19 protein-coding genes and 1 pseudogene are annotated in these 19,372 nt (G+C 72.6%); 4 read left to right on the top strand and 16 right to left on the bottom strand.

Annotation, left to right across the window (positions count from 1 at the left end):
- Positions 1-388 precede the first annotated feature (388 nt).
- Positions 389-937, top strand: a complete 549-nt coding sequence (locus ACWCPN_RS29565) for a DUF1697 domain-containing protein (RefSeq protein WP_451212153.1) — start codon at positions 389-391, stop codon at positions 935-937.
- Positions 938-1,347: 410 nt separating this feature from the next.
- Entirely contained in the window at positions 1,348-1,644 is a 297-nt protein-coding gene (locus tag ACWCPN_RS29560; protein WP_451212150.1) for a hypothetical protein, read from the top strand.
- A gap of 39 nt (positions 1,645-1,683) precedes the next feature.
- Here ACWCPN_RS29560 and ACWCPN_RS29555 read toward each other — a convergent pair whose 3' ends face one another.
- From ACWCPN_RS29555 to ACWCPN_RS29485, 15 genes are all read right to left on the bottom strand, one after another.
- Entirely contained in the window at positions 1,684-2,421 is a 738-nt protein-coding gene (locus ACWCPN_RS29555; RefSeq protein WP_451212264.1) for a sirohydrochlorin chelatase, read from the bottom strand.
- Between the two features lie 17 nt (positions 2,422-2,438).
- Complete coding sequence (locus tag ACWCPN_RS29550) at positions 2,439-3,323, bottom strand: ABC transporter permease (protein ID WP_451212147.1); 885 nt, start codon at positions 3,321-3,323, stop codon at positions 2,439-2,441.
- Positions 3,310-4,095 carry an ABC transporter ATP-binding protein gene (locus tag ACWCPN_RS29545; protein WP_451212143.1) on the bottom strand — a complete coding sequence of 262 codons (786 nt, stop codon included), beginning with the start codon at positions 4,093-4,095 and terminating at the stop codon, positions 3,310-3,312. The genes ACWCPN_RS29550 and ACWCPN_RS29545 overlap by 14 nt, the downstream gene beginning before the upstream one ends.
- Positions 4,096-4,129: 34 nt before the next feature.
- On the bottom strand, positions 4,130-5,239 hold the full coding sequence (locus ACWCPN_RS29540; protein WP_451212139.1) for an aliphatic sulfonate ABC transporter substrate-binding protein: 1,110 nt from the start codon (positions 5,237-5,239) through the stop codon (positions 4,130-4,132).
- A 211-nt stretch (positions 5,240-5,450) separates the two neighbouring features.
- On the bottom strand, positions 5,451-6,785 hold the full coding sequence (locus tag ACWCPN_RS29535; protein ID WP_451212136.1) for a sulfate adenylyltransferase subunit 1: 1,335 nt from the start codon (positions 6,783-6,785) through the stop codon (positions 5,451-5,453).
- A 2-nt stretch (positions 6,786-6,787) separates the two neighbouring features.
- Positions 6,788-7,732: a sulfate adenylyltransferase subunit CysD gene (gene cysD, locus ACWCPN_RS29530; protein ID WP_392293429.1), complete on the bottom strand. Its 945-nt coding sequence runs from the start codon at positions 7,730-7,732 to the stop codon at positions 6,788-6,790.
- Positions 7,729-8,352 carry an adenylyl-sulfate kinase gene (cysC, locus tag ACWCPN_RS29525; RefSeq protein ID WP_451212132.1) on the bottom strand — a complete coding sequence of 208 codons (624 nt, stop codon included), beginning with the start codon at positions 8,350-8,352 and terminating at the stop codon, positions 7,729-7,731. Before cysC ends, cysD begins: the two co-directional genes overlap by 4 nt.
- A complete protein-coding gene (locus tag ACWCPN_RS29520; protein WP_451212129.1) occupies positions 8,349-9,059 on the bottom strand; it encodes a phosphoadenylyl-sulfate reductase in 711 nt (236 codons plus the stop codon). Before ACWCPN_RS29520 ends, cysC begins: the two co-directional genes overlap by 4 nt.
- Complete coding sequence (locus ACWCPN_RS29515; RefSeq protein WP_199212535.1) at positions 9,056-9,238, bottom strand: hypothetical protein; 183 nt, start codon at positions 9,236-9,238, stop codon at positions 9,056-9,058. The genes ACWCPN_RS29520 and ACWCPN_RS29515 overlap by 4 nt, the downstream gene beginning before the upstream one ends.
- 145 nt (positions 9,239-9,383) lie before the next feature.
- On the bottom strand, positions 9,384-11,084 hold the full coding sequence (locus tag ACWCPN_RS29510) for a nitrite/sulfite reductase (protein WP_199212536.1): 1,701 nt from the start codon (positions 11,082-11,084) through the stop codon (positions 9,384-9,386).
- A gap of 129 nt (positions 11,085-11,213) precedes the next feature.
- Complete coding sequence (locus ACWCPN_RS29505) at positions 11,214-11,297, bottom strand: putative leader peptide (protein ID WP_310739661.1); 84 nt, start codon at positions 11,295-11,297, stop codon at positions 11,214-11,216.
- 126 nt (positions 11,298-11,423) lie between these two features.
- Positions 11,424-11,987, bottom strand: a complete 564-nt coding sequence (locus ACWCPN_RS29500) for a GNAT family N-acetyltransferase (RefSeq protein ID WP_451212125.1) — start codon at positions 11,985-11,987, stop codon at positions 11,424-11,426.
- A 94-nt stretch (positions 11,988-12,081) separates the two neighbouring features.
- The gene (locus ACWCPN_RS29495) at positions 12,082-13,413 is read right to left on the bottom strand and encodes a hypothetical protein (RefSeq protein ID WP_451212122.1); all 1,332 of its coding nucleotides are present in this window, start codon (positions 13,411-13,413) and stop codon (positions 12,082-12,084) included.
- Positions 13,414-13,606: 193 nt separating this feature from the next.
- Positions 13,607-14,884: a GAF domain-containing protein gene (locus ACWCPN_RS29490; RefSeq protein WP_451212119.1), complete on the bottom strand. Its 1,278-nt coding sequence runs from the start codon at positions 14,882-14,884 to the stop codon at positions 13,607-13,609.
- A gap of 322 nt (positions 14,885-15,206) precedes the next feature.
- Positions 15,207-16,844 (bottom strand): acyl-CoA dehydrogenase family protein, encoded by a 1,638-nt coding sequence (locus tag ACWCPN_RS29485; protein ID WP_451212117.1) that lies wholly within the window; start codon positions 16,842-16,844, stop codon positions 15,207-15,209.
- Between the two features lie 130 nt (positions 16,845-16,974).
- On the opposite strand from ACWCPN_RS29485, the gene ACWCPN_RS29480 reads away from it, so the two are divergent.
- On the top strand, positions 16,975-18,213 hold the full coding sequence (locus ACWCPN_RS29480) for a YihY/virulence factor BrkB family protein (RefSeq protein WP_365128752.1): 1,239 nt from the start codon (positions 16,975-16,977) through the stop codon (positions 18,211-18,213).
- A 73-nt stretch (positions 18,214-18,286) separates the two neighbouring features.
- A pseudogene (locus ACWCPN_RS29475) lies at positions 18,287-18,967 on the top strand (helix-turn-helix domain-containing protein); the annotation flags it as partial.
- Here ACWCPN_RS29475 and ACWCPN_RS29470 read toward each other — a convergent pair.
- Entirely contained in the window at positions 18,956-19,354 is a 399-nt protein-coding gene (locus ACWCPN_RS29470) for a VOC family protein (protein ID WP_451212115.1), read from the bottom strand. The pseudogene ACWCPN_RS29475 and the gene ACWCPN_RS29470 overlap by 12 nt on opposite strands.
- Between the last annotated feature and the right edge of the window lie 18 nt (positions 19,355-19,372).

Raw genomic sequence — 19,372 nt, 5'->3', positions numbered from 1 at the left:
CTCCCCCTCGTATGCGGTGACGACCCCCTGCCGCCACGTCCTCGCTCGTTCCGTTCCGACGGTATGGGCCCGGCCAGAAGGTCTCGTCGTACTGCCCGGTGAAGTGGCGCCGGCCCGGGTCACCGCTGGGGAGGACGGCGGGCCCTTACATCTTTCGGGGCTTCCCGGGGAGGTGTCTCGGGGTGAGGGGGCCGCAGGCTGGCCGTGTCCGATCCGCCGTCGAAGATCCACTTTGTGATTACGAAACCTTGTTGAACAAGTCACAGGTGCGTGTAGAGGTTGAACCGGAGGCCCTTGATCGGCCAGAGTTTCGCGCAACCCGGGTCGTTCCGGGTACGGCCGCCGTGCCCGCCCCCACGGGGCACGGCGGCCGCTCTAACCTGTCCGGGTGACGACCTATGCGGCGCTGCTGCGCGGAATCAACGTCGGCGGCAGCAGGAAACTCCCGATGGCCGAGCTGCGCGCGCTCCTGACGGGCCTCGGCCACGACGGCGTACGGACCCATCTGCAGAGCGGCCAGGCCGTGTTCAGCGCCGGGCAGGGCGACGAGGATTCCCTGGCGGCCGAGTTGACCCGGGCGATCGAGGCGCGGTTCGGGTTCCGGGTCGACGTGCTCGTGCGGGACCACGCCTACCTGCGGACGGTGGCCGCGGCGTGCCCCTTCCCCGCCGCCGAACTGACCGCCAGGCAGCTCCATGTCACCTTCTTCTCCGCACCGGTCACCCCGGACCGCTTCGAGGGGATCGACTCCGCCGGGCACCTCCCCGAGGAGTTCCGCCTGGGCGACCGCTGCCTCTACCTGTACGCACCGGACGGACTCGGCCGCTCGAAACTCGCCGAGGCGTTGTCCCGCCGCCCCGCCAAGGGCCTGATCGCCACCACCCGCAACTGGAACACGGTGCTGAAACTCGTCGAGCTGACCGCCCCGGGGGAGTGAGGGACCCGTGGCCGATTAACGCCCCTGGAGCGCGAGACGCCTCCCGGGCGCGTGACGCATCCGCGGGGCCGAACGCAGAACGGGGTACCGGCCGCGGTCCGACGTCACAGGGGAACGCCGGACCGCGGCCGGCGGTCGTGGCGCGGTCGCCGAGCGCCCGTCCCACGAGGACCCGCCACGGGCGCGCCCCGCTCCGGGCAGCGGCCCGCTGTCCGTTCCGTCGGGAGTGTCCGGCCTGGTCAACGGGTGCGCATCACTCGTACGGGTGACTATTTTCGGCCCTTTCCGCACGCGTGGGCGGAGCACCACCAGACTCCTGGACATGACCGGAGCCGCCGCGTCGGTAACGTCGGCGGTCCCGGAACCCAGCCCGGTACGGCCCCTCCCAGACCAGGAGTCAGGACAGGACGATGAGCACGTACTACCACGGGAACATCAACGGCCGCGCCGGCAGCAACGCCGGGCCGGACCCGGAGACCGTCTTCCGGCTCACCGAGGGACTCCTCGAGGCGCTGCACGCCGAGCTGCCCGGCCTCGTCGTGCACGGGGAGGTCATCATGGCCGCGCTCGACGAGGCCGCGGCGGACGGCGGCCCGCCCAACCGGGGCCGCATCCGGTCCAGCCTGGAGGCCATCAGCATCGGCGCCCCGGCCGGTACCAGCAGCCTCGCCTTCACCCAGCAGCTGGTGCACCTGCTGGACCTGTGACCGGGCCGGGCCCCGCCGCCCCGGGGCCCGGGATCCGGTTCAGGCGCCCAGAGCCGTCCGGACCCGCAGGCCCGCCGCGTCGTAGCGGGCCAGCAGGAGCCGCGCCACCTCGGGCGCCGGGCCCAGGACGTCCGCCAGGACATCGGCTTCCGCCGCGCCCCGCGCGATGCGGTCCGGCAGGAAGCCGGGGGCGAGGACGTAGGGCGCCACGGCGACCCGTTCGCAGCCGAGGGCGCGCAGTTCGCGCACCGCGTCCTCGGTGCGGGGAAGGGATGCGGAGGCGAACGCAGGCCGCACGGCGCACCAACCGGTGTGCCACCACTCCCGCGCGATGTCGGCGATCACCGCGATCGCCTCCGGGTCGGAGGACCCCGCCGAGGCCAGCACGACCCCGGTCGAGGACTTGTCGGCGGGTGTCAGCCCCGCCTCGTACAGGCGCCGTTCCAGCGCCGACAGCAGCAGCGGCGACGGACCGAGCACCTCGGCCCGGCGGATGCGCAGGCCGCGCGGCGCGTCCCGCAGGACCGCCGGGATGTCGGCCTTCGCGTGGAAGGCGCGGGTCAGCAGCAGCGGCAGCGCCACCACGTCCCGCACCCCCTCCGCGGCCAGCGACTCCAGCACCCCGTGCACGGACGGGATGTTGAAGTCCAGGAAGCCGGTCTCCACGCGCAGCCCCGGCCGCAGCGCCCGCACCCGTTCCACCAGGGCGTGCACGGTCGCGGCGTGCCGCGGGTCGCGGCTGCCGTGGGCGATCACCAGGAGGACGGGCCGGGCCATGTTGCCGTACACGGGAATCAGCTCTTCACCAGAAGGCCGCGGCTGCGCAGCACCCACCGCTCGAGCGGGGAGAAGATGAGCAGGTCGATGGCGATGCCGACGAACAGGATCAGGAAGATCGCCTCGAACACCATCGACATGGAGCTGGCGTTGCGGCCGTTCTCCAGCAACGCGCCCAGGCCGATGCCGAGGTCGGGGGAGGAGGCGATGATCTCCGCGGCCATCAGCGAGCGCCAGGAGAAGGCCCAGCCCTGCTTAAGGCCGGCCAGATAGCCCGGCAGCGCGGCCGGCAGCACGATGTGCCAGGCGCCCTTCAGCCCGGTCGCGCCCATCGTGCGGCCCGCGCGCAGGAACAGCGGCGGCACCTGGTCGATGCCGGAGACCAGGCCGTTGGCGATCGACGGCACCGCGCCGAGCAGGATCACCGCGTACATCATCTGGTTGTCCAGGCCCAACCAGATCACCGCGGGCGGCACCCAGGCCACCGACGGAAGGGACTGCAGACCCGAGAGCACCGGGCCGATGGCCGCGCGCACGAACCTCACCCGGGCCACCAGCAGGCCCAGCGGGGTGCCGATGGCCAGGGCGAACAGGAAGCCCAGCAGACCGCGCGAGACGCTGGTCCAGATGTAGCCGAGCAGTTTGCCTTCCAGCCAGGCCCGCTTGAACTCGCCGCCCACGTCGGAGGGGGAGGGCAGCTTGGTCGGGTCGTCGACGATCCGCAGCGAGATCAGGGCCTGCCAGACGATCAGCACCACGACGGTGGCGACGACCGGCGGCAGGATCTTGCGGACGAAGGTCTCCCGGAACGGGGCCCGGCCCGCGACGGCGGTCTCCAGCGCGTCCAGGCCCGCCTCGACGCTTCCCGCGTCCGTGGCGGTCTTCGTCTCAGTGCTGGCCATGGCGGCGGATCTCCCCACGCAGTACTTCGGTGATCTCGAGGGACAGTTCGGCGACCGGGGCGTCCTCGATGCGCCGCGGCTGCGGTATGTCCACCCGCCACTCGCGGGCCACCCGGCCCGGACGGGAGGACAGCAGCACCACCCGCTGGGCGAGCCGCACCGCCTCGCGCACGTTGTGCGTGACGAACAGGACGGACAGTCCCGTCTCCGCCCAGATCCGGGTCAGTTCGTCGTGCAGCAGGTCGCGGGTGATCGCGTCCAGCGCGGCGAACGGCTCGTCCATCAGCAGCAGCTGGCTGTCCTGCGCGAGCGCCCGGGCCATGGCCACGCGCTGCCGCATACCGCCGGACAGCTCGTGCACCCGCTTGCCGTACGAGCCCTGCAGCCGGACCAGCTCGAGGAGCTGCTCGGCCCTGCCGCGCCGCTCGCTCTTCGGAACACCCCTGAGCTTCAGGGCTAGTTCGATGTTCTTGCCCGCGGTCAGCCACGGGAACAGCGCGTGCTCCTGGAACATCAGGGCGGGCCGCCCGTGGGTCGCGATGCTGCCGGCGGTGGGCCGGTCGAGCCCCGCCACCAGGTTCAGCAGCGTCGACTTGCCGCAGCCCGAGGCACCCAGGAGGGTGACGAACTCGCCGGGTGCGACATCGAGGGTGATGTCGTCGAGGACGAGTTGTTGTCCGGCCGGGCCGGCGAAGGACTTCGAAACCTGCTCGATGCGCGCCGCGTACTCGACCGTCTCTGCTTCTTCGGCCTTGGCGAGGGCGGTTGCCATGGTCGTCACCTCCTGGGAACGCTCGGATCCGGTCTCAGCCGACGCCGAGACCGGCGTCGTCGACGGTGCTCTCACCCTTGGCCTCGAGAACCTTGTTCAGCGGGGCGAGGTCGTAGATGCCCTTCAGCTTCGGGTCCTCCAGGAGGCCCGCCTTGACCGCGTGCCGCGCCTCGGTGCCGAGGGTCGCGGCCAGCGGGTCGTCGGTGATCCGGATCGACTTCCAGGCCGGGTCCAGGACGTCGGCCGGCAGCTCCTTGCCGGAGTCGACGCCGAGCTGCTTGTTCGCCGCGGCCCTGGCCTCGTCCGGGTTGGCGTTGATCCACGCGTTGGTGTCGACCGATGCCTTCAGCACCGCCTCGACCGCCTTCGGGTGCTCCTTCAGGAACTTCTGCGACACCACGATGTTGGTGATCACGAACTTGTTGCCGGGCCACAGCGACGCCTCGTCGAGCAGTACCTTGCCGCCCTCGGCGACCAGCTTGGACGCGGTGGGCTCGGGCACCCAGGCGCCGTCGACGGAACCGGACCTGAAGGCGTCCGGGGTCACCTTGTTGTCGGTGCGGACGACGGAGACGTCGCCCTTGCCGCTCTGCGGGTCGACCTTCCAGCCCTGCTCCGCGACCCAGTTGAGGAAGGCCACGTCCTGGGTGTTGCCGAGCTGGGGCGTGGCGATCCGCTTGCCCTCGACGTCCTTCAGGGACTTGATCTTCTTCGGGTTCACGACCAGCTTCACGCCGCCGGAGGCCGAACCGCCGATGATCCGCAGGTTCTTGCCGTTCGACTTGGTGTAGCCGTTGATGGCGGGGGAGGGACCGATCCAGCCGATGTCGACGGAACCCGAGTTCAGCGCCTCGATCTCGGACGGACCGGCGTTGAACACCTGGTAGTCGGCCTTGGTCGCGCCGAGCGCCTTCTGGAAGAAGCCCTTCTGCTTGCCCACCAGCGCGGTCGCGTGGGTCAGGTTCCCGAAGTAGCCGATCTTCACGGAGTCGAGGCCGTCGGTCTTCTTCGCCCCGGCGGCGATCCGGGCGCCCGCGTTGTCGTCCTTGGCCTCGGACCCGTAGCCGCAGGCCGCGAGCGTCAGCAGGGGGAGGGCCGCTATCGCGGCCAGACCGCGGCGAAGCAGGGTGGAACTGGCAGGCACGGGAGGCTTTCCTCTCGTCGGCCCGGCGGTCACGGTCTCTCAGGCCGCGGCCGGGAGTTCGGCAAAGGGTCTTCGTCGCTGGGCGCGCATGCGGTGCGCGTACGTCACCGCACACATCGGCCCACTCCGCCCTGCCCGCTGCCGAGGGCGCCGCTGCCGACGCGGCCGCCCTCCTTCGCGAACATCGAGTAGAAATCGGGGGAGTTCATGGTCAGAAGTCCCAGCCGTCGTCTTCGGGCGCGTCCTTGACCGGCTCGGGGGAGGCGAACGACTCGCCGACCATGCCGGCGGTGAGCGTGGTCCCGTCGTTCGGGTCGATCAGGATGAAGGAGCCGGTGCGGCGCGAGTCCGCGTAGGAGTCGACCGGCAGCGGCTCGGCGGTACGGATCTTCACCCGGCCGATGTCGTTGGCGACGAGCTGCCCGGGGTGCGGGTGCAGGGAGAGGTCGTCGAGCGTGAGCCGGGACGGGATGTCCTTGACGATCGCCTTCACCGTGCGGGTGCCGTGCCTGAGCAGCACCCGGTGCCCGACGGCCAGCGGCTGGTCGGCGACGTGGCAGACGGTCGCCTCCACGTCCTGCGTGACGGGCGGGGCGTCCTTCGCCGGCACGATCAGATCGCCGCGCGAGACGTCGATGTCGTCCTCGAGCAGCACCGTCACCGACTGCGTCGTCCACGCCACGTCGACCGGCTCGCCCAGCAGGTCGATGCCGGAGATCCGGGTGGTACGCCCGGACGGCAGCACGGTCACCGAATCGCCGACCCGGAAGGTGCCGGCCGCGATCTGGCCCGCGTAGCCCCGGTAGTCCGGGTGCTCGGCGGTCTGCGGCCGGATCACGAACTGCACGGGGAGCCGGGCGTGGCAGTGCGCCAGGTCGTGGCTGACCGGGACCGTCTCCAGGTGCTCCAGCACGGTCGGGCCGCCGTACCAGTCCATGCTCGCGGACGGCTCCACCACGTTGTCACCGGCGAGCGCCGAGATCGGGATCGCGGTGACCTCCGGGACGCCCAGCTCGATGGCGTACGCGGTGAACTCCTCGGCGATCGCGGCGAAGACGGACTCCTCGTACGCGACCAGGTCCATCTTGTTGACCGCGAGGACCACGTGCGGCACGCGCAGCAGCGCGGCGATCGCCGCGTGCCGGCGGGTCTGCTCGACCACGCCGTTGCGGGCGTCGACGAGGATCACCGTCAGCTCGGCCGTGGAGGCACCCGTCACCATGTTGCGGGTGTACTGCACATGGCCCGGGGTGTCGGCGAGGATGAACCGGCGCCGGGGCGTGGCGAAGTAGCGGTAGGCCACGTCGATGGTGATGCCCTGTTCCCGCTCGGCGCGCAGGCCGTCGGTGAGCAGCGCCAGGTCCGGGCCCTCCTGGCCGCGGCTCGCGGACGCCCGCTCCACGGCCTCCAACTGGTCGGTGAGGACCGACTTGGAGTCGTGCAGCAGCCGCCCGACGAGCGTGGACTTGCCGTCGTCGACGGAGCCGGCGGTGGCGAACCGCAGCAGCGTGGTCTCCGCGAGCGTCTCGGTCGTGATGGTGCTCATGCTTAGAAGTACCCCTCGCGCTTGCGGTCTTCCATCGCGGCCTCGGAGAGCTTGTCGTCGGCGCGGGTGGCGCCCCGCTCCGTGAGCCGGGACGCGGCGATCTCGGCGATGACGGCGTCCAGCGTGGTCGCGTCGGAGTCGACGGCGCCGGTGCAGGACATGTCGCCGACCGTGCGGTAGCGCACCAGGCGCTTCTCGACGGTCTCGCCGTCCTTGGCGCCGCCCCACTCGCCGGCCGTCAGCCACATCCCCGCCCGCCGGAACACCTCGCGCTCGTGGGCGAAGTAGATCTCCGGCAGCTCGATGCCCTCGCGGGCGATGTACTGCCAGACGTCCAGCTCGGTCCAGTTGGACAGCGGGAAGACGCGGACGTGCTCGCCCGGAGCGTGCCGCCCGTTGTACAGGTTCCACAGCTCGGGGCGCTGCCGGCGCGGATCCCACTGGGAGAACTCGTCCCGCAGGGAGAACACCCGCTCCTTGGCGCGCGCCTTCTCCTCGTCGCGCCGCCCGCCGCCGAACACCGCGTCGAACCGCTCGCTCTGGATCTTCTCCGTCAGCGGAAGGGTCTGCAGCGGGTTACGAGTGCCGTCGGCACGCTCCTTGAGCACACCGCGGTCGATGTAGTCCTGTACGGAGGCCACATGGAGGCGCAGCCCATGTTCGGCGACCACACGGTCCCGGTACTCCAGTACCTCGGGGAAGTTGTGTCCGGTGTCCACATGCAGCAGCGAGAAGGGGATCGAGGCCGGGGCGAACGCCTTCAACGCGAGGTGCAGCATCAGGATCGAGTCCTTGCCACCGGAGAACAGGATCACCGGGTTCTCGAACTCGCCCGCGACCTCGCGGAAGATGTGCACCGCCTCGGACTCCAGCGCGTCCAGGTGCGACAGGGCGTACGGAGTGTCCGTCCCCTCGCCACCGGTCGCGGTCTCGGCGACGGTCGTCATGCCAGTCCCCTCTCGCTGAGCAGGGCATGCACCGAGACCGCGGACTCCCGCACGGTCTGGGCTTGCGATTCGATCCGCAGGTCGGGGGTCTCGGGCTCCTCGTACGGGTCGTCAACGCCCGTCAGCCCCGACAGCTCACCCGCCGCCTGCTTGGCGTACAGCCCCTTCACGTCCCGCACCGAGCACACCTCGACCGGGGTCGCCACATGGATCTCCAGGTACGGCGTCCCGTTCTCCGCGTGCCGCTTCCGCACGGCCTCCCGGCTGTCCGCGTAGGGGGCGATCACCGGGACCAGCGCCTTCACACCGTTGCGGGCGAGCAGTTCGGCGACGAAGCCGATCCGCTGCACGTTGGTGTGCCGGTCCTCGCGGCTGAAGCCGAGGCCCGCCGAGATGAACTCGCGGATCTCGTCGCCGTCGAGCACCTCGACGCGGTGGCCCTCGGCACGCAGCCGTCCGGCCAGCTCGTGCGCGATGGTGGTCTTGCCGGCGCTGGGCAGACCCGTGAGCCAGACGGTGGCTCCGGTGGTCACGTGGTTCTCCTGGGTGTCGGTGGCTACGGGGAAGGCGGTATCGGCCGGACCTGCGGGCGCGGCGTGCGCGGCTGTGCTCGCCGTCATCCGTGCAGCCCGCACTCGGTCTTGGAGCGTCCGGCCCAGCGGCCGGCGCGCGCGTCCTCGCCCTCCAGCACACGGCGGGTGCAGGGGGCGCAGCCGATGGAGGGGTATCCGTCCGTCAGCAGCGGGTTGGTGAGCACGCCGTGCTCGGCGACGTAGGCGTCCACGTCGTCCTGGGTCCAGCGGGCGATGGGGGAGATCTTGACCTTCTGCCGCTTCTCGTCCCAGCCGACGACCGGGGTGTTCGCCCGGGTCGGGGACTCGTCGCGGCGCAGGCCGGTCGCCCAGGCCTGGTAGCCCTTCAGACCCTCCTCCAGCGGCTTCACCTTGCGCAGCGCGCAGCACAGGTCGGGGTCGCGGTCGTGCAGCTTCGGCCCGTGCTCCGCGTCCTGCTCGGCGACCGTCCGCCGCGGGGTGAGGGTGATGACGTTGACGTCCATCACGGCCTCCACGGCGTCCCGGGTGCCGATGGTCTCCGGGAAGTGGTAGCCGGTGTCGAGGAAGACGACGTCCACGCCCTCGCGGGCGCGGGAGGCGAGATGGGCGACCACGGCGTCCTCCATCGAGGACGTGACGCAGAACCTCGCTCCGAAGGTGTCGACCGCCCACTGGAGGATCTCCAGCGCGGTGGCGTCCTCCAGGTCGCGGCCCGCCTGCTCGGCGAGCCGCTTCAACTCTTCGGCTGTGCGCTCCTCTTGAGCAGTCGTCATGCTCCGTCGCCCCCTTGGTCGTCGGCTCGCTCGAGCCCCCGGGCGAGCAGCCCGAGGAACTTCAGCTGGAATGCTCGGTTGCACGCCCCGCACTCCCAGGCGCCGTGCCCCTGCTCGCCCGGCCGCAGGTCCTCGTCCCCGCAGTAGGGGCAGTAGAAGGGCGCCGCCCGCTCGCTCACGACAGCGCCTCCCCTCTGCTGGAAGCTCGGTTCGCCTCCGGGGCGCCTGTTGCCGGTGCCGAGAGGACGATCCTGCTCGACCCTTCGGGCCTCCGCGCGCTCGCCCTCGCGGCACCGGCGCGCCCCTTCGGCTCACTCGCCCGAGTCACGACAGCGCCTCCTCGGAAGCCCGGGCTGCCCAGGTGGCGAAGCGCTCGCCGGCCTCACGTTCGGCCTGGTAGCGCGCCAGGACCCGCTCGATGTAGTCGGGCAGTTCGGCCGAGGTGACCTTCAGGCCGCGGACCTTGCGGCCGAAGCCGGCCTCCAGGCCGAGCGCGCCGCCGAGGTGCACCTGGTAGCCCTCGACCTGCTTGCCTTCGTCGTCCAGGACCAGCTGGCCCTTGAGACCGATGTCCGCGACCTGGATGCGGGCGCAGGCGTTCGGGCAGCCGTTGAGGTTGATCGTGATCGGCTCGTCGAAGTCCGGCAGGCGGCGCTCGAGCTCGTCGATGAGCTGCGCGCCGCGCTGCTTGGTCTCGACGATGGCCAGCTTGCAGAACTCGATGCCGGTGCAGGCCATGGTGCCGCGCCGGAAGGAGGACGGCCGGGCGGTGAGGTCCAGCGCCTCCAGGCCCTCGACCAGCGAGTCGACCTGGTCCTGCTCGACGTCCAGGACGATCATCTTCTGCTCGACGGTGGTGCGGACCCGGCCCGAGCCGTGCGCCTCCGCGAGGTCGGCGATCTTCGTCAGGGTGCCGCCGTCGACGCGGCCGACCCGCGGGGCGAACCCGACGTAGAACCGGCCGTCCTGCTGCCGGTGCACACCGATGTGGTCGCGCCACCGCTGCGCCGGCTGTTCGGGCGCGGGGCCGTCGACCAGCTTGCGGCCGCCCAGGTAGTCGTCCTCCAGCACCTGCCGGAACTTCTCCGGGCCCCAGTCGGCGACCAGGAACTTCAGCCGGGCCCGGTTGCGCAGCCGGCGGTAGCCGTGGTCACGGAAGATCGAGATGACGCCCTCGTAGACGTCCGGGACCTCGTCGATCGGCACCCAGGCGCCGAGCCGCACGCCCAGCTTGGGGTTGGTCGACAGGCCGCCGCCCACCCACACGTCGAAGCCCGGCCCGTGCTCGGGGTGCCGTACGCCGACGAACGCCACGTCGTTGATCTCGTGCACGACGTCCAGCAGCGGCGAACCCGAGATGGCCGTCTTGAACTTGCGCGGGAGGTTCGAGTACGCCGGGTTGTTCAGGACCCGGCGCTTCATCTCCTCGAGCGCCGGCGTGGCGTCGATGATCTCGTCCTCGGCGATGCCCGCGACCGGCGAGCCGATCATCACGCGCGGGGTGTCGCCGCACGCGGTGACGGTGGACAGGCCCACGCCCTCGAGCCGTTCCCAGATCGCGGGCACGTCCTCGATGCGGATCCAGTGGTATTGGACGTTCTGCCGGTCGGTGATGTCCGCGGTGCCCCGTGCGAACTCCTGCGAGACCTCGCCGATGACCCGCAGCTGCTCCGTGGTGAGCGCGCCGCCGTCGATGCGCACCCGGAGCATGAAGTACTCGTCGTCCAGCTCCTCCGGCTCCAGGATCGCGGTCTTGCCGCCGTCGATCCCGGGCTTGCGCTGGGTGTACAGGCCCCACCAGCGCATCCGGCCGCGCAGGTCGTTCGGGTCGATCGAGTCGAAACCGCGCTTGGAGTAGATCGTCTCAATGCGTGTCCGCACATTGAGACCGTCGTCGTCCTTCTTGAACTGCTCGTTGCCGTTGAGCGGGGTGAAGTGGCCTGCGGCCCACTGACCCTCACCGCGGTGACGGCTCACCTTGCGGCGGGGCGCGGAGGCGGCAGAGTTCTGCGGGGTGGCGGCCATGGTTGTTACGTCCTTCGGGACAGGCGGGAAACGCGGCTCTGACCTGCGCATGCGGGCGCGTGACGGCATGCGTGCGCGCCCTTGCGCAGCAGGGAGAAAAGTGCGGGGAGGTCGGCGGTGCTGGGGCTGTCAGCTCGCCGGACAGATGGCGCTGGACATGCGGCCGAGGTCGACGTGCCGCCGACTCACCAAGGCAATTCCAGTTCCAGGCATGACGGAAGCGTGTCACGCGGATCTCTGGCCAGTCCACCTTCGTCCGTAATATGGACGGAACTATTCTGAATGGCGAGACGGAGTGTTGTGGGTCACGCTCCGCTCATGTGAACGACGGTGCGGGGGTCACGCTCCGGGCCACGGGCCGGGCGTCGCCACCTCCGGCTCCAGCTCCACCTTCGTGTCGAACAGCAGGAATCCGCGCCGCTGGTAGTTGGCCATGGCAAACTCGCCGTCCTTGCTGCACGTGTGCACCCACACCCGCTTCGTCGGCGTCCGCCCCGGCCACCGCTCGGCCAGGTCCCAGGCGCGGGCCGTGCCGTGGGAGAGCAGGTGACCGCCGACGCGGCGGCCGCGGAAGGCGGGGATCAGGCCGAAGTACACGATCTCGACAACGCCTTCGTCCTGCGCCTCCAGCTCGACGTATCCGGCGGGGGTGCCGCGGTCGTAGGCCACCCAGGTCTCGACCCCCGGACGGTCCAGGTACTCCTGCCACCGCGCGTAGGTCCACCCGAGCCGGTCCGTCCAGCGGATGTCGCCGCCCACCGAGGCGTACAGGAAGCGGCTGAACTCGGGGGAGGGGACCTCGGCGCGGACGATCCGGACGTCGCCCTCGGGGGCGGCGGCCGGCAGGAGGTCGGCCGGCGAGTTCTGCTCGAGGGACCAGGTGGTGACGGTGACGCTGCTCATGCGGGCCAGGGAACCATCCCACCGGCCCGCCTGTCGATCGGCCGGGTCACTCCGCCCGGCCCCGGCGAGCCGCGGGCGGCCCGCCGGCCGTCCGTCACCTCAACGAGCGGTCGAGCGCCGTCAGCGGCACCGCGAACAGCATGCGGTCGGAGAGGGACCACACCTCGCCCGACTCCTCCCCGTACGACAGTGAGCCCGCCGACGCGGCCCAGCAGTGGTGGGAGGCGTCGAATCCGCAGCGTGCCGCCTCGGCGTCCTCGCTGTCCTGGCGCCACAGGCCGCCGTGGCCGTCTCCCGTACCGGACGCGCGTCCCACGTACCAGGACGGGGAGCCCGCCCCGGGGCGCCGGTGGGACAGCACGCCGGTGATGCCGGTCACCCGGGTCCGGTACGCCTCGATCGCGTCCGCCCGCCCGGCGGCGTCGGTGTCGAGCAGCCCGGCGCGCGCGGGGGCGCTGTCGAACGCGTACCGCCACAGCCGGGTGCGCCGGTCGCCGCCGGGCGCGGTCCGCTCGGCCGCGACGAGGCTGTCGGGCGCGGTGCCGCGGTCCAGGGAGAGGGTGGCCGGACAGGGCGGTCCGGAGGCGGTGCAGCGGCCGCCGGTGAAGCGGTAGGAGCCGACGGCGGGCATCACGAATTGGTAACCCCCGGCGGACCAGCCGCCGGGCACCCGGCCGATCGCGGGCGTGTCCGCCGTGGTGCGCTGGATGCGGTCGAGGTCGTAGACGTAGAGCGCGTCGGAGCCGCCGGTCCGGGTGGTGACCAGCAGCTTGTCCTGGTACCAGACCATGCCGGACAGCGGGGAGGACAGGCCGCGGTAGTCCCGGCCGCCGTCCACGGGTACCACCAGCAGTACCCAGCGGTAGACCGGCCGCGCGGGATCGCCGGCGTCGACGAAGCCGACCCGGGCCAGGCCCCGGCCGGCCGCGGGCCCCCCGCCGGTGCGGGTCCAGCCGGTGAGGATCACCCGGTGGGTGCCCCAGACGCCGTCGTCGTCGGCGTCCCCGGAGGTGGTGACGGAGTGCGGCCGCCAGGCGGTGTCGGCCGTGTCGGCCGGGTCCCAGCAGTAGGCGCGGCCGGCGGACGGGGCGACGGGCAGGGTCGCCCGGTCGTCCGGGGTGCAGCGGGCGGCCCGGCGCAGGGTGCGGTCCGCGCTCCCGAGGACGGCGCTCACGCCCACCGGGCGGCCCATGGACCGGGCGAGCCGGTGCAGGTCGCGGGCGGGCACCAGGTGCTCCTGGAGCCGGAGCCGGGCGGTGTCCGAGGCGGAGGTCAGCGGCTTGAGCGCGCCGGGGCTCTCGGCGACCTCGGCCTGTGAGGTGCTGATCAGCGTGGCGGCCGCGGTGAGCGCCAGCGCGGTCCCGGTGAGGACCGCGCGCAGGGCGGTGCCCCGTCTGCGCCGGCGGTGTCTGCCGCGATGCTTCATGTCTCCTCCCGACGGGCCAACTGCGCCTGGTGGTCCGTACGTTGACCGAGGAGCAGGTGGGGAGGCCCACAGGGATGCTACGGCAGTAAGGGGCGGCGCGGGGGCAAGACCCCCGAAATATGCGGAAGGCACCCGCGAACGGGGCGGCCCGCCCGCGCCGCCGGTGCCCGGGCGCCGCCGTCCGGGCCGCCCGTCAGCCGGCGTCCGCCGCCGCCCGCCGTCGTGCGGCCACGGCCGGTGCCACCGACTGGGGCAGCAGGTCACGGGGGTTGCCGGGCAGCAGCACCTCGACCTGCGCGTCCTCGCGGAACCGGTACGGCCGGTGCTGCAGCAGGTCCCCCAAGTAGCGCCGGACCCTGGACATCTCGGCCCGTACCGTGACCGTTCGGGACGGATCGCCGAACAGGTCCTCCGCGAGTGCCGCCGCCCCCCGCCCGCCGCGGTGTTCGGCGAGCAGGTACAGCAACTCGGCGTGCCGGGGACTGAGTTCCCGGGACCAGGAGCCGGCCGCTCCGCACACGGTCACCGAGGTACGGCCCGCCCGGCTCAGGTCCAGCCGTACCCGGTCGGCGGTGCCCGGCGAGGGCTCGTCCGCCACCCGCAGCAGCCAGCCCCCGGCCAGCGGCTCCACCGCGCAGTGGCCCAGCGGCGGCAGCCACCGGCGCCCCGGGGCCAGCGACCCGGGCAGGGAGAGCCGGCGCACGTACGGCATCCCGGTCACGGCGGCGGTCCAGCCGTCCCGGTCCACCACCAGCGCCCGGCCGTCCAGCCGGGCCAGCACCGGCGCGCCCACCGCGCGCAGTCGCTCCAGCGAGTCCAGGTGCAGCTCCCGCAGCCGGGCCTCGGCGAGTCCGGCGACGGAGGCCACCCAGGAGAGCGTCGCCGGATGCATGGTGCGCAGCGGGCCGCTGACGTCCACCACCCCGATGAGCCGGCCGTCCCGCGGGTCGGTGATCGGGGCGCCCGTACAGGTCCAGGAGGCGTGCGAGCGGACGAAGTGCTCGGCGGCGAACACCTGCACCGGCCGCCGCACCACCGCGGGGGTGCCCACGCCGTTGGTGCCGACGACGTCCTCCCGCCAGTCCGCGCCGAGTTCGAAGCCGAGGCCGTCGGCCTTGCGCAGTACCCCCGGCGACCCCTCCCGCCACAGCACGCGCCCCTCGGCGTCGGCGACGACCATGATGTGCTGGGCGACGTCCGCGACCGAAAGCAGTCCCTCGCGCAGCACCGGCAGCACGTGCCGCAGCGGTGACTCCTCGCGTCTGCGCCGCACTTCGTCGGCGGACAGCAGACCGGACCTGAAGTCGTGGTCCGGGTCGACCCCGCTGCGCAGCATCCGTCCCCAGGACTGCTCGATCACCGGCCGGGGCGCGATCCGCGCGCGCTGCCCGGCGAGTGTCGCCTCACGTACCTCGTTCAGCACCCGCGCCGCCTGCGCCGCGTCCACGGCGGCCAGGCGCGCCAGGTTCATCGGCGGGTTCACCACTGGTGGTCCTCCCGGAAGGGCGTCGAACACACTTGTCAAGCCATACCGGGCGGCGGTTTCCGGTCGGCTTCAGTGCACATACTGCCGCCGGGCGCATGCCGGAGGCACAGACTCCGCGCACAGTCACCGATAAGTTGCAACCCCCTGCAACCCTGGTGAACCGCACGAGAACACCAGAGACTTGTGCACGGCGCCGCCCACGGGCGGCGTTCTGGCCTGTCAACGGGCCCATTCAGCGGGGGTGGTGCCGTGTCGGCGCAGCACCACCCCCGTGACGTGTGCCCCTGACGGCGGCGGACAGTCCGGATCAGGACACGGGACGCGCCCGCTCCACGACCGAGGCCAGATCAAGGCCCGCGGGCAGCGTGCCGAACGTGGCGCCCCGGTCGCCGCCGAGCCGGGAGGCGCAGAACGCGTCGGCGACCTCCGGCGGCGCGAACCGCACCAGCAGCGATCCCTGGAGCACCAGCGCGAGCCGTTCCACCAGCCGCCGGGCCCGGCCCTCCACGCCCTCCAGGTCGGCCAGTTCGGTGAACAGGTCCTTCACCGCCCGGTCCAGCCGGTGGTCGGCGCCGTGCGCCCGGCCGATCTCGGTGAGGCAGGCGTCCAGCGCGCCCGGCTCCCGCCGCAGGGCCCGCAGCACGTCCAGCGCCTGTACGTTCCCCGCCCCCTCCCAGACGGAGTTCAGCGGTGACTCCCGCACCAGCCGGGGCAGGCCGGACTCCTCGACGTACCCGTTGCCGCCCAGGCACTCGGCCGCCTCCACCGCCAGCGGGGCGCAGCGCTTGGTGATCCAGTACTTGGCGGCCGGCACCGCGAGCCGCAGGAAGGCGCGCTCCTGCTCGCTCCCGTCGTCGTGGGCGGCGGCGAGCCGGAGCGCCAGCGTCGTCGCGGCCTCGGACTCCAGCGCGAGGTCGGCCAGCACGTTGCGCATCAGCGGCTTGTCGATCAGCCTGCCGCCGAACGCCTCCCGGTGCCCGCAGTGGTGCACCGCCTGCGCCACCGCCTGCCGCATCAGCCCGGCGGAGCCGAGCGCGCAGTCCAGCCGGGTCGCGGCGACCATGTCGATGATCGTGCGGACGCCACGTCCCTCCTCGCCGACCACGCGCGCCCAGGTGCCGTCGAACTCGACCTCGGCGGAGGCGTTGGACCGGTTGCCCAGCTTGTCCTTCAGCCGCTGGATCAGGAAGGGGTTGCGGCCGCCGTCGGGGAGGACGCGCGGTACGAGGAAGCAGGTGAGGCCGGCGGGAGCCTGCGCGAGCACGAGGAAGCCGTCGGACATGGGTGCCGAGCAGAACCACTTGTGCCCGGTGAGGGCGTACGTCCCGGCCTCGGCGAGCGGCCGGGCCCGCGTGGTGTTGGCCCGTACGTCGCTGCCGCCCTGCTTCTCGGTCATGCCCATGCCGAACAGGGCGCCGGCCTTCTCGGCCGCGGTCCGCAGCCCGCGGTCGTAGATGCCGGACGTCAGCCGCGGCTCCCACTCGGCGGCCAGCGCCGGATCGGCCCGCAGCGCGGGCACGGCGGCGTGTGTCATCGACAGCGGGCAGCAGTTGCCCGCCTCCACCTGGGTCCACACCAGGAACCCGGCCGCCCGGCGCACATGCCCCGCCGGCCGGGTCCAGGCGCCCGTGAGGCCCGCCGAGACACCCTTGCCGAGCAGACGGTGCCAGGCGGGGTGGAAGTCCACCTCGTCGATCCGGTGGCCGTAGCGGTCGTGCGTGCGCAGCCGCGGCGGGAACTCGTTCGCCTGCGCCCCCCACTCCTGCACCTGCGCCGACCCGGCGGCCCGGCCCAGCGCGGACAGTTCCGAGCGCACCTCGTCCAGCACCTCGGCGGCGGTGTGCCGCTCGACGGCCTCCACGAGGGCCCGGTCCGCGCCGAAGACGTCGTAGCCCACCAGCGCGGGCGGCTGGTTCGTCACGGTGTGCGTGGGGTTGCCTGCCATGACGCGAACCTACCCGCGATCGCGCCGAAGCTGCCCCCGCAGTGCCGTGGCGCCGCCGGGGAGCGCGTCCGCCCCGGTCGTCCACCCCCGGAAGGTGAGGGCGGTCCGGTGCGGCGGATACCGTTAGGTCGTGCAGCCAGGAAGTGAAACCCCCGATCGGCCCGCCGGCCGCCTCCACCGGGCCAGAGCCCTCTACCGGAACGTATCCAAGCGCAGGACGGCCTGGCTGCTTCTCAAGGACACCGTCAACTCGTGCATGGAGTACCGCATCCTGGGCCTGGCGGCCGAGGCGGCCTTCTTCACGCTGCTGTCGGTGCCGCCGCTGCTGCTGAGCCTCATCGGCCTCCTCGGCTACGTCGACGCCTGGACCGGCGCCGACACCATCAAGAGCCTGGAGAACAACATTCTCGAGGCCTCCCGCACCGTCCTGTCCGACAAGGGCGTCAAGGAGATCGCCGAGCCGATCCTGCACGACGTGATGGCGGGCGGCCGGCCCGACGTCATCTCCATCGGCTTCCTCTTCGCCCTGTGGTCCGGCTCCCGCGCGGTGAACGTCTTCATCGACACCATCACCGTGATGTACGGCCTCGACGGCGTGCGCGGCATCGTGAAGACCCGCCTGATGGCGTTCCTGCTGTTCATCGTGGCCCTGCTGATCGGCTCGGTCGCGCTGCCGCTGATGGTGGCCGGACCGGACGCGGTCGTCCGGATCGTGCCCTGGTCCGAGACGCTGGTGCAGGTCCTGTACTGGCCGGTCGTGCTCGTCCTGTCGGTCGTCTTCCTGACGACGCTGTACCACGTCTCGGTGCCCGTGCGCTCCCCGTGGATCGAGGACGTGCCCGGTGCCCTGGTCGCCCTCGCCATGTGGGTCCTGGGCAGCCTGCTGCTGCGCATCTACCTCACCCACACCATCGAGGGCGCCACGATCTACGGCTCCCTGGCAGCCTCCGTCGCCGTCCTGCTGTGGATCGGTGTGTCGGCCTTCGCCGTGCTCGTCGGCGCGGCGGTGAACGCCGCCATCGACCGGGTCTGGCCGGCCGCCGCCACGGCCGCCGCCCGTGAGGCGAACGAGCGGGTGCGCGAGGCGCAGGTCGCCGAGTACGTCGCCTGGGCCGCCGGGGCCCGCGAGAGCGACCCGGACGACCCGGACATGCCCTCCGAGTTCCCCGAGCGCTGGTCCCGCTTCCTCCCCCCGGAGGACGTGACGGCCCGCCTGCGCACCCACGCCAGGAACCCGCACCACCACACGCACAAGGCGGACGGGGCGGCCGGAGGGACCGGCGCGGCCGGTCCGGGCGCAGCGCCCGGATCCGGCGGTGTGAACGGCGTCGACGGCAAGCACGGCGGCACGCCTCCGCACGGGACGTGACCACGGGGCGGCCGCCCCTCCGCGCCGGCCGTTCCGCCGCCCGGGGCGCCCCGGGCGGCGTAGCCTGGCGCTCGTGTACGAGGAACGGCCGTCCCGGCTCACCGGCGCCGTCGTGTGGCGCCGCACCCCCGAGGACCCCGCCGCCCGGCCGGTACTGCCCGACGGCTGCATGGACCTGCTGTACAGCGACGGCAGGCTGCTGGTCGCCGGCCCCGACACCCGCGCCCACGTCCCCGGGGGCCCGCCCCGCGCCTGGGCGGGCCTGCGTTTCTTCCCCGGCACCGCGCCCGCCCTGCTCGGCGTACCGGCCCGGGAACTGCGCGACACCCGGGTCGAACTGACCGACCTGTGGCCGGTCGCCCGGGCCCGGCGGCTGCGCGACCGCGTCGCGGCGGCACCGGAGGCGGCGACGGCCCTGGAGGACATCGCCCTCGGCTGGGCGGCCGAGTCCGACGGCCCCGACCCGCTGCTGCGCCGGCTGGTGGAGTGCCTGGACGCGGGCCGCGCGGTGACGGCCACGGCCGCCGAACTCGGCATCGGGGAACGCGCCCTCCACCGCCGCTGCCTGACCGCCTTCGGCTACGGGCCCAAGACCCTCGCCCGCATCCTGCGCCTCCAGCGCGCCCTGGCGCTGGCCCGCTCCGGCGTGCCGTACGCGCAGACGGCGGCCCGGACCGGCTACGCGGACCAGCCGCACCTCGCCCGTGACGTCCGGCAGCTCACGGGCCGGCCGCTGGGCGAGCTACTCGGCGGCCGACGGGGCGAACAGATCGACGCCGTTGCCGTCGGGGTCGTGCACGGTGGCGTACCGCTGGCCCCAGAACGCGTCCCACGGCTTCAGCTCGCCGTGGTACCCGGCGCCCACCAGATCCTCGTACACGGCGTCCACCCCGGCCGGTGAGCCGCAGTGGAAGGCGAGCCCGACGCGTCCGCCGGCGGCGGGCGCCTGCCAGGCCGGGTGGAAGGACCGGACGGTCTCCTCGGTGTCCAGGGCGAGCACCAGCCCGCCGGGCAGCTCGGCCTCGACATGCGGCTGTGTCTCGGCCCCCTCGGGGAAGACCAGCCCGAGGCGGCGGTAGAAGGCGAGCGAGGCGGCCAGATCGGAGGCCACCACGCCGATCACGGCGAATCGTGGAGTCATGGGCCCACGGTAGGCAGG

The sequence above is a fragment of the Streptomyces sp. NPDC002386 genome, from assembly GCF_053593175.1.
Note: the sequence above shows the minus strand (reverse complement) of the source record. Positions and strands in the feature narration are given on the sequence as shown.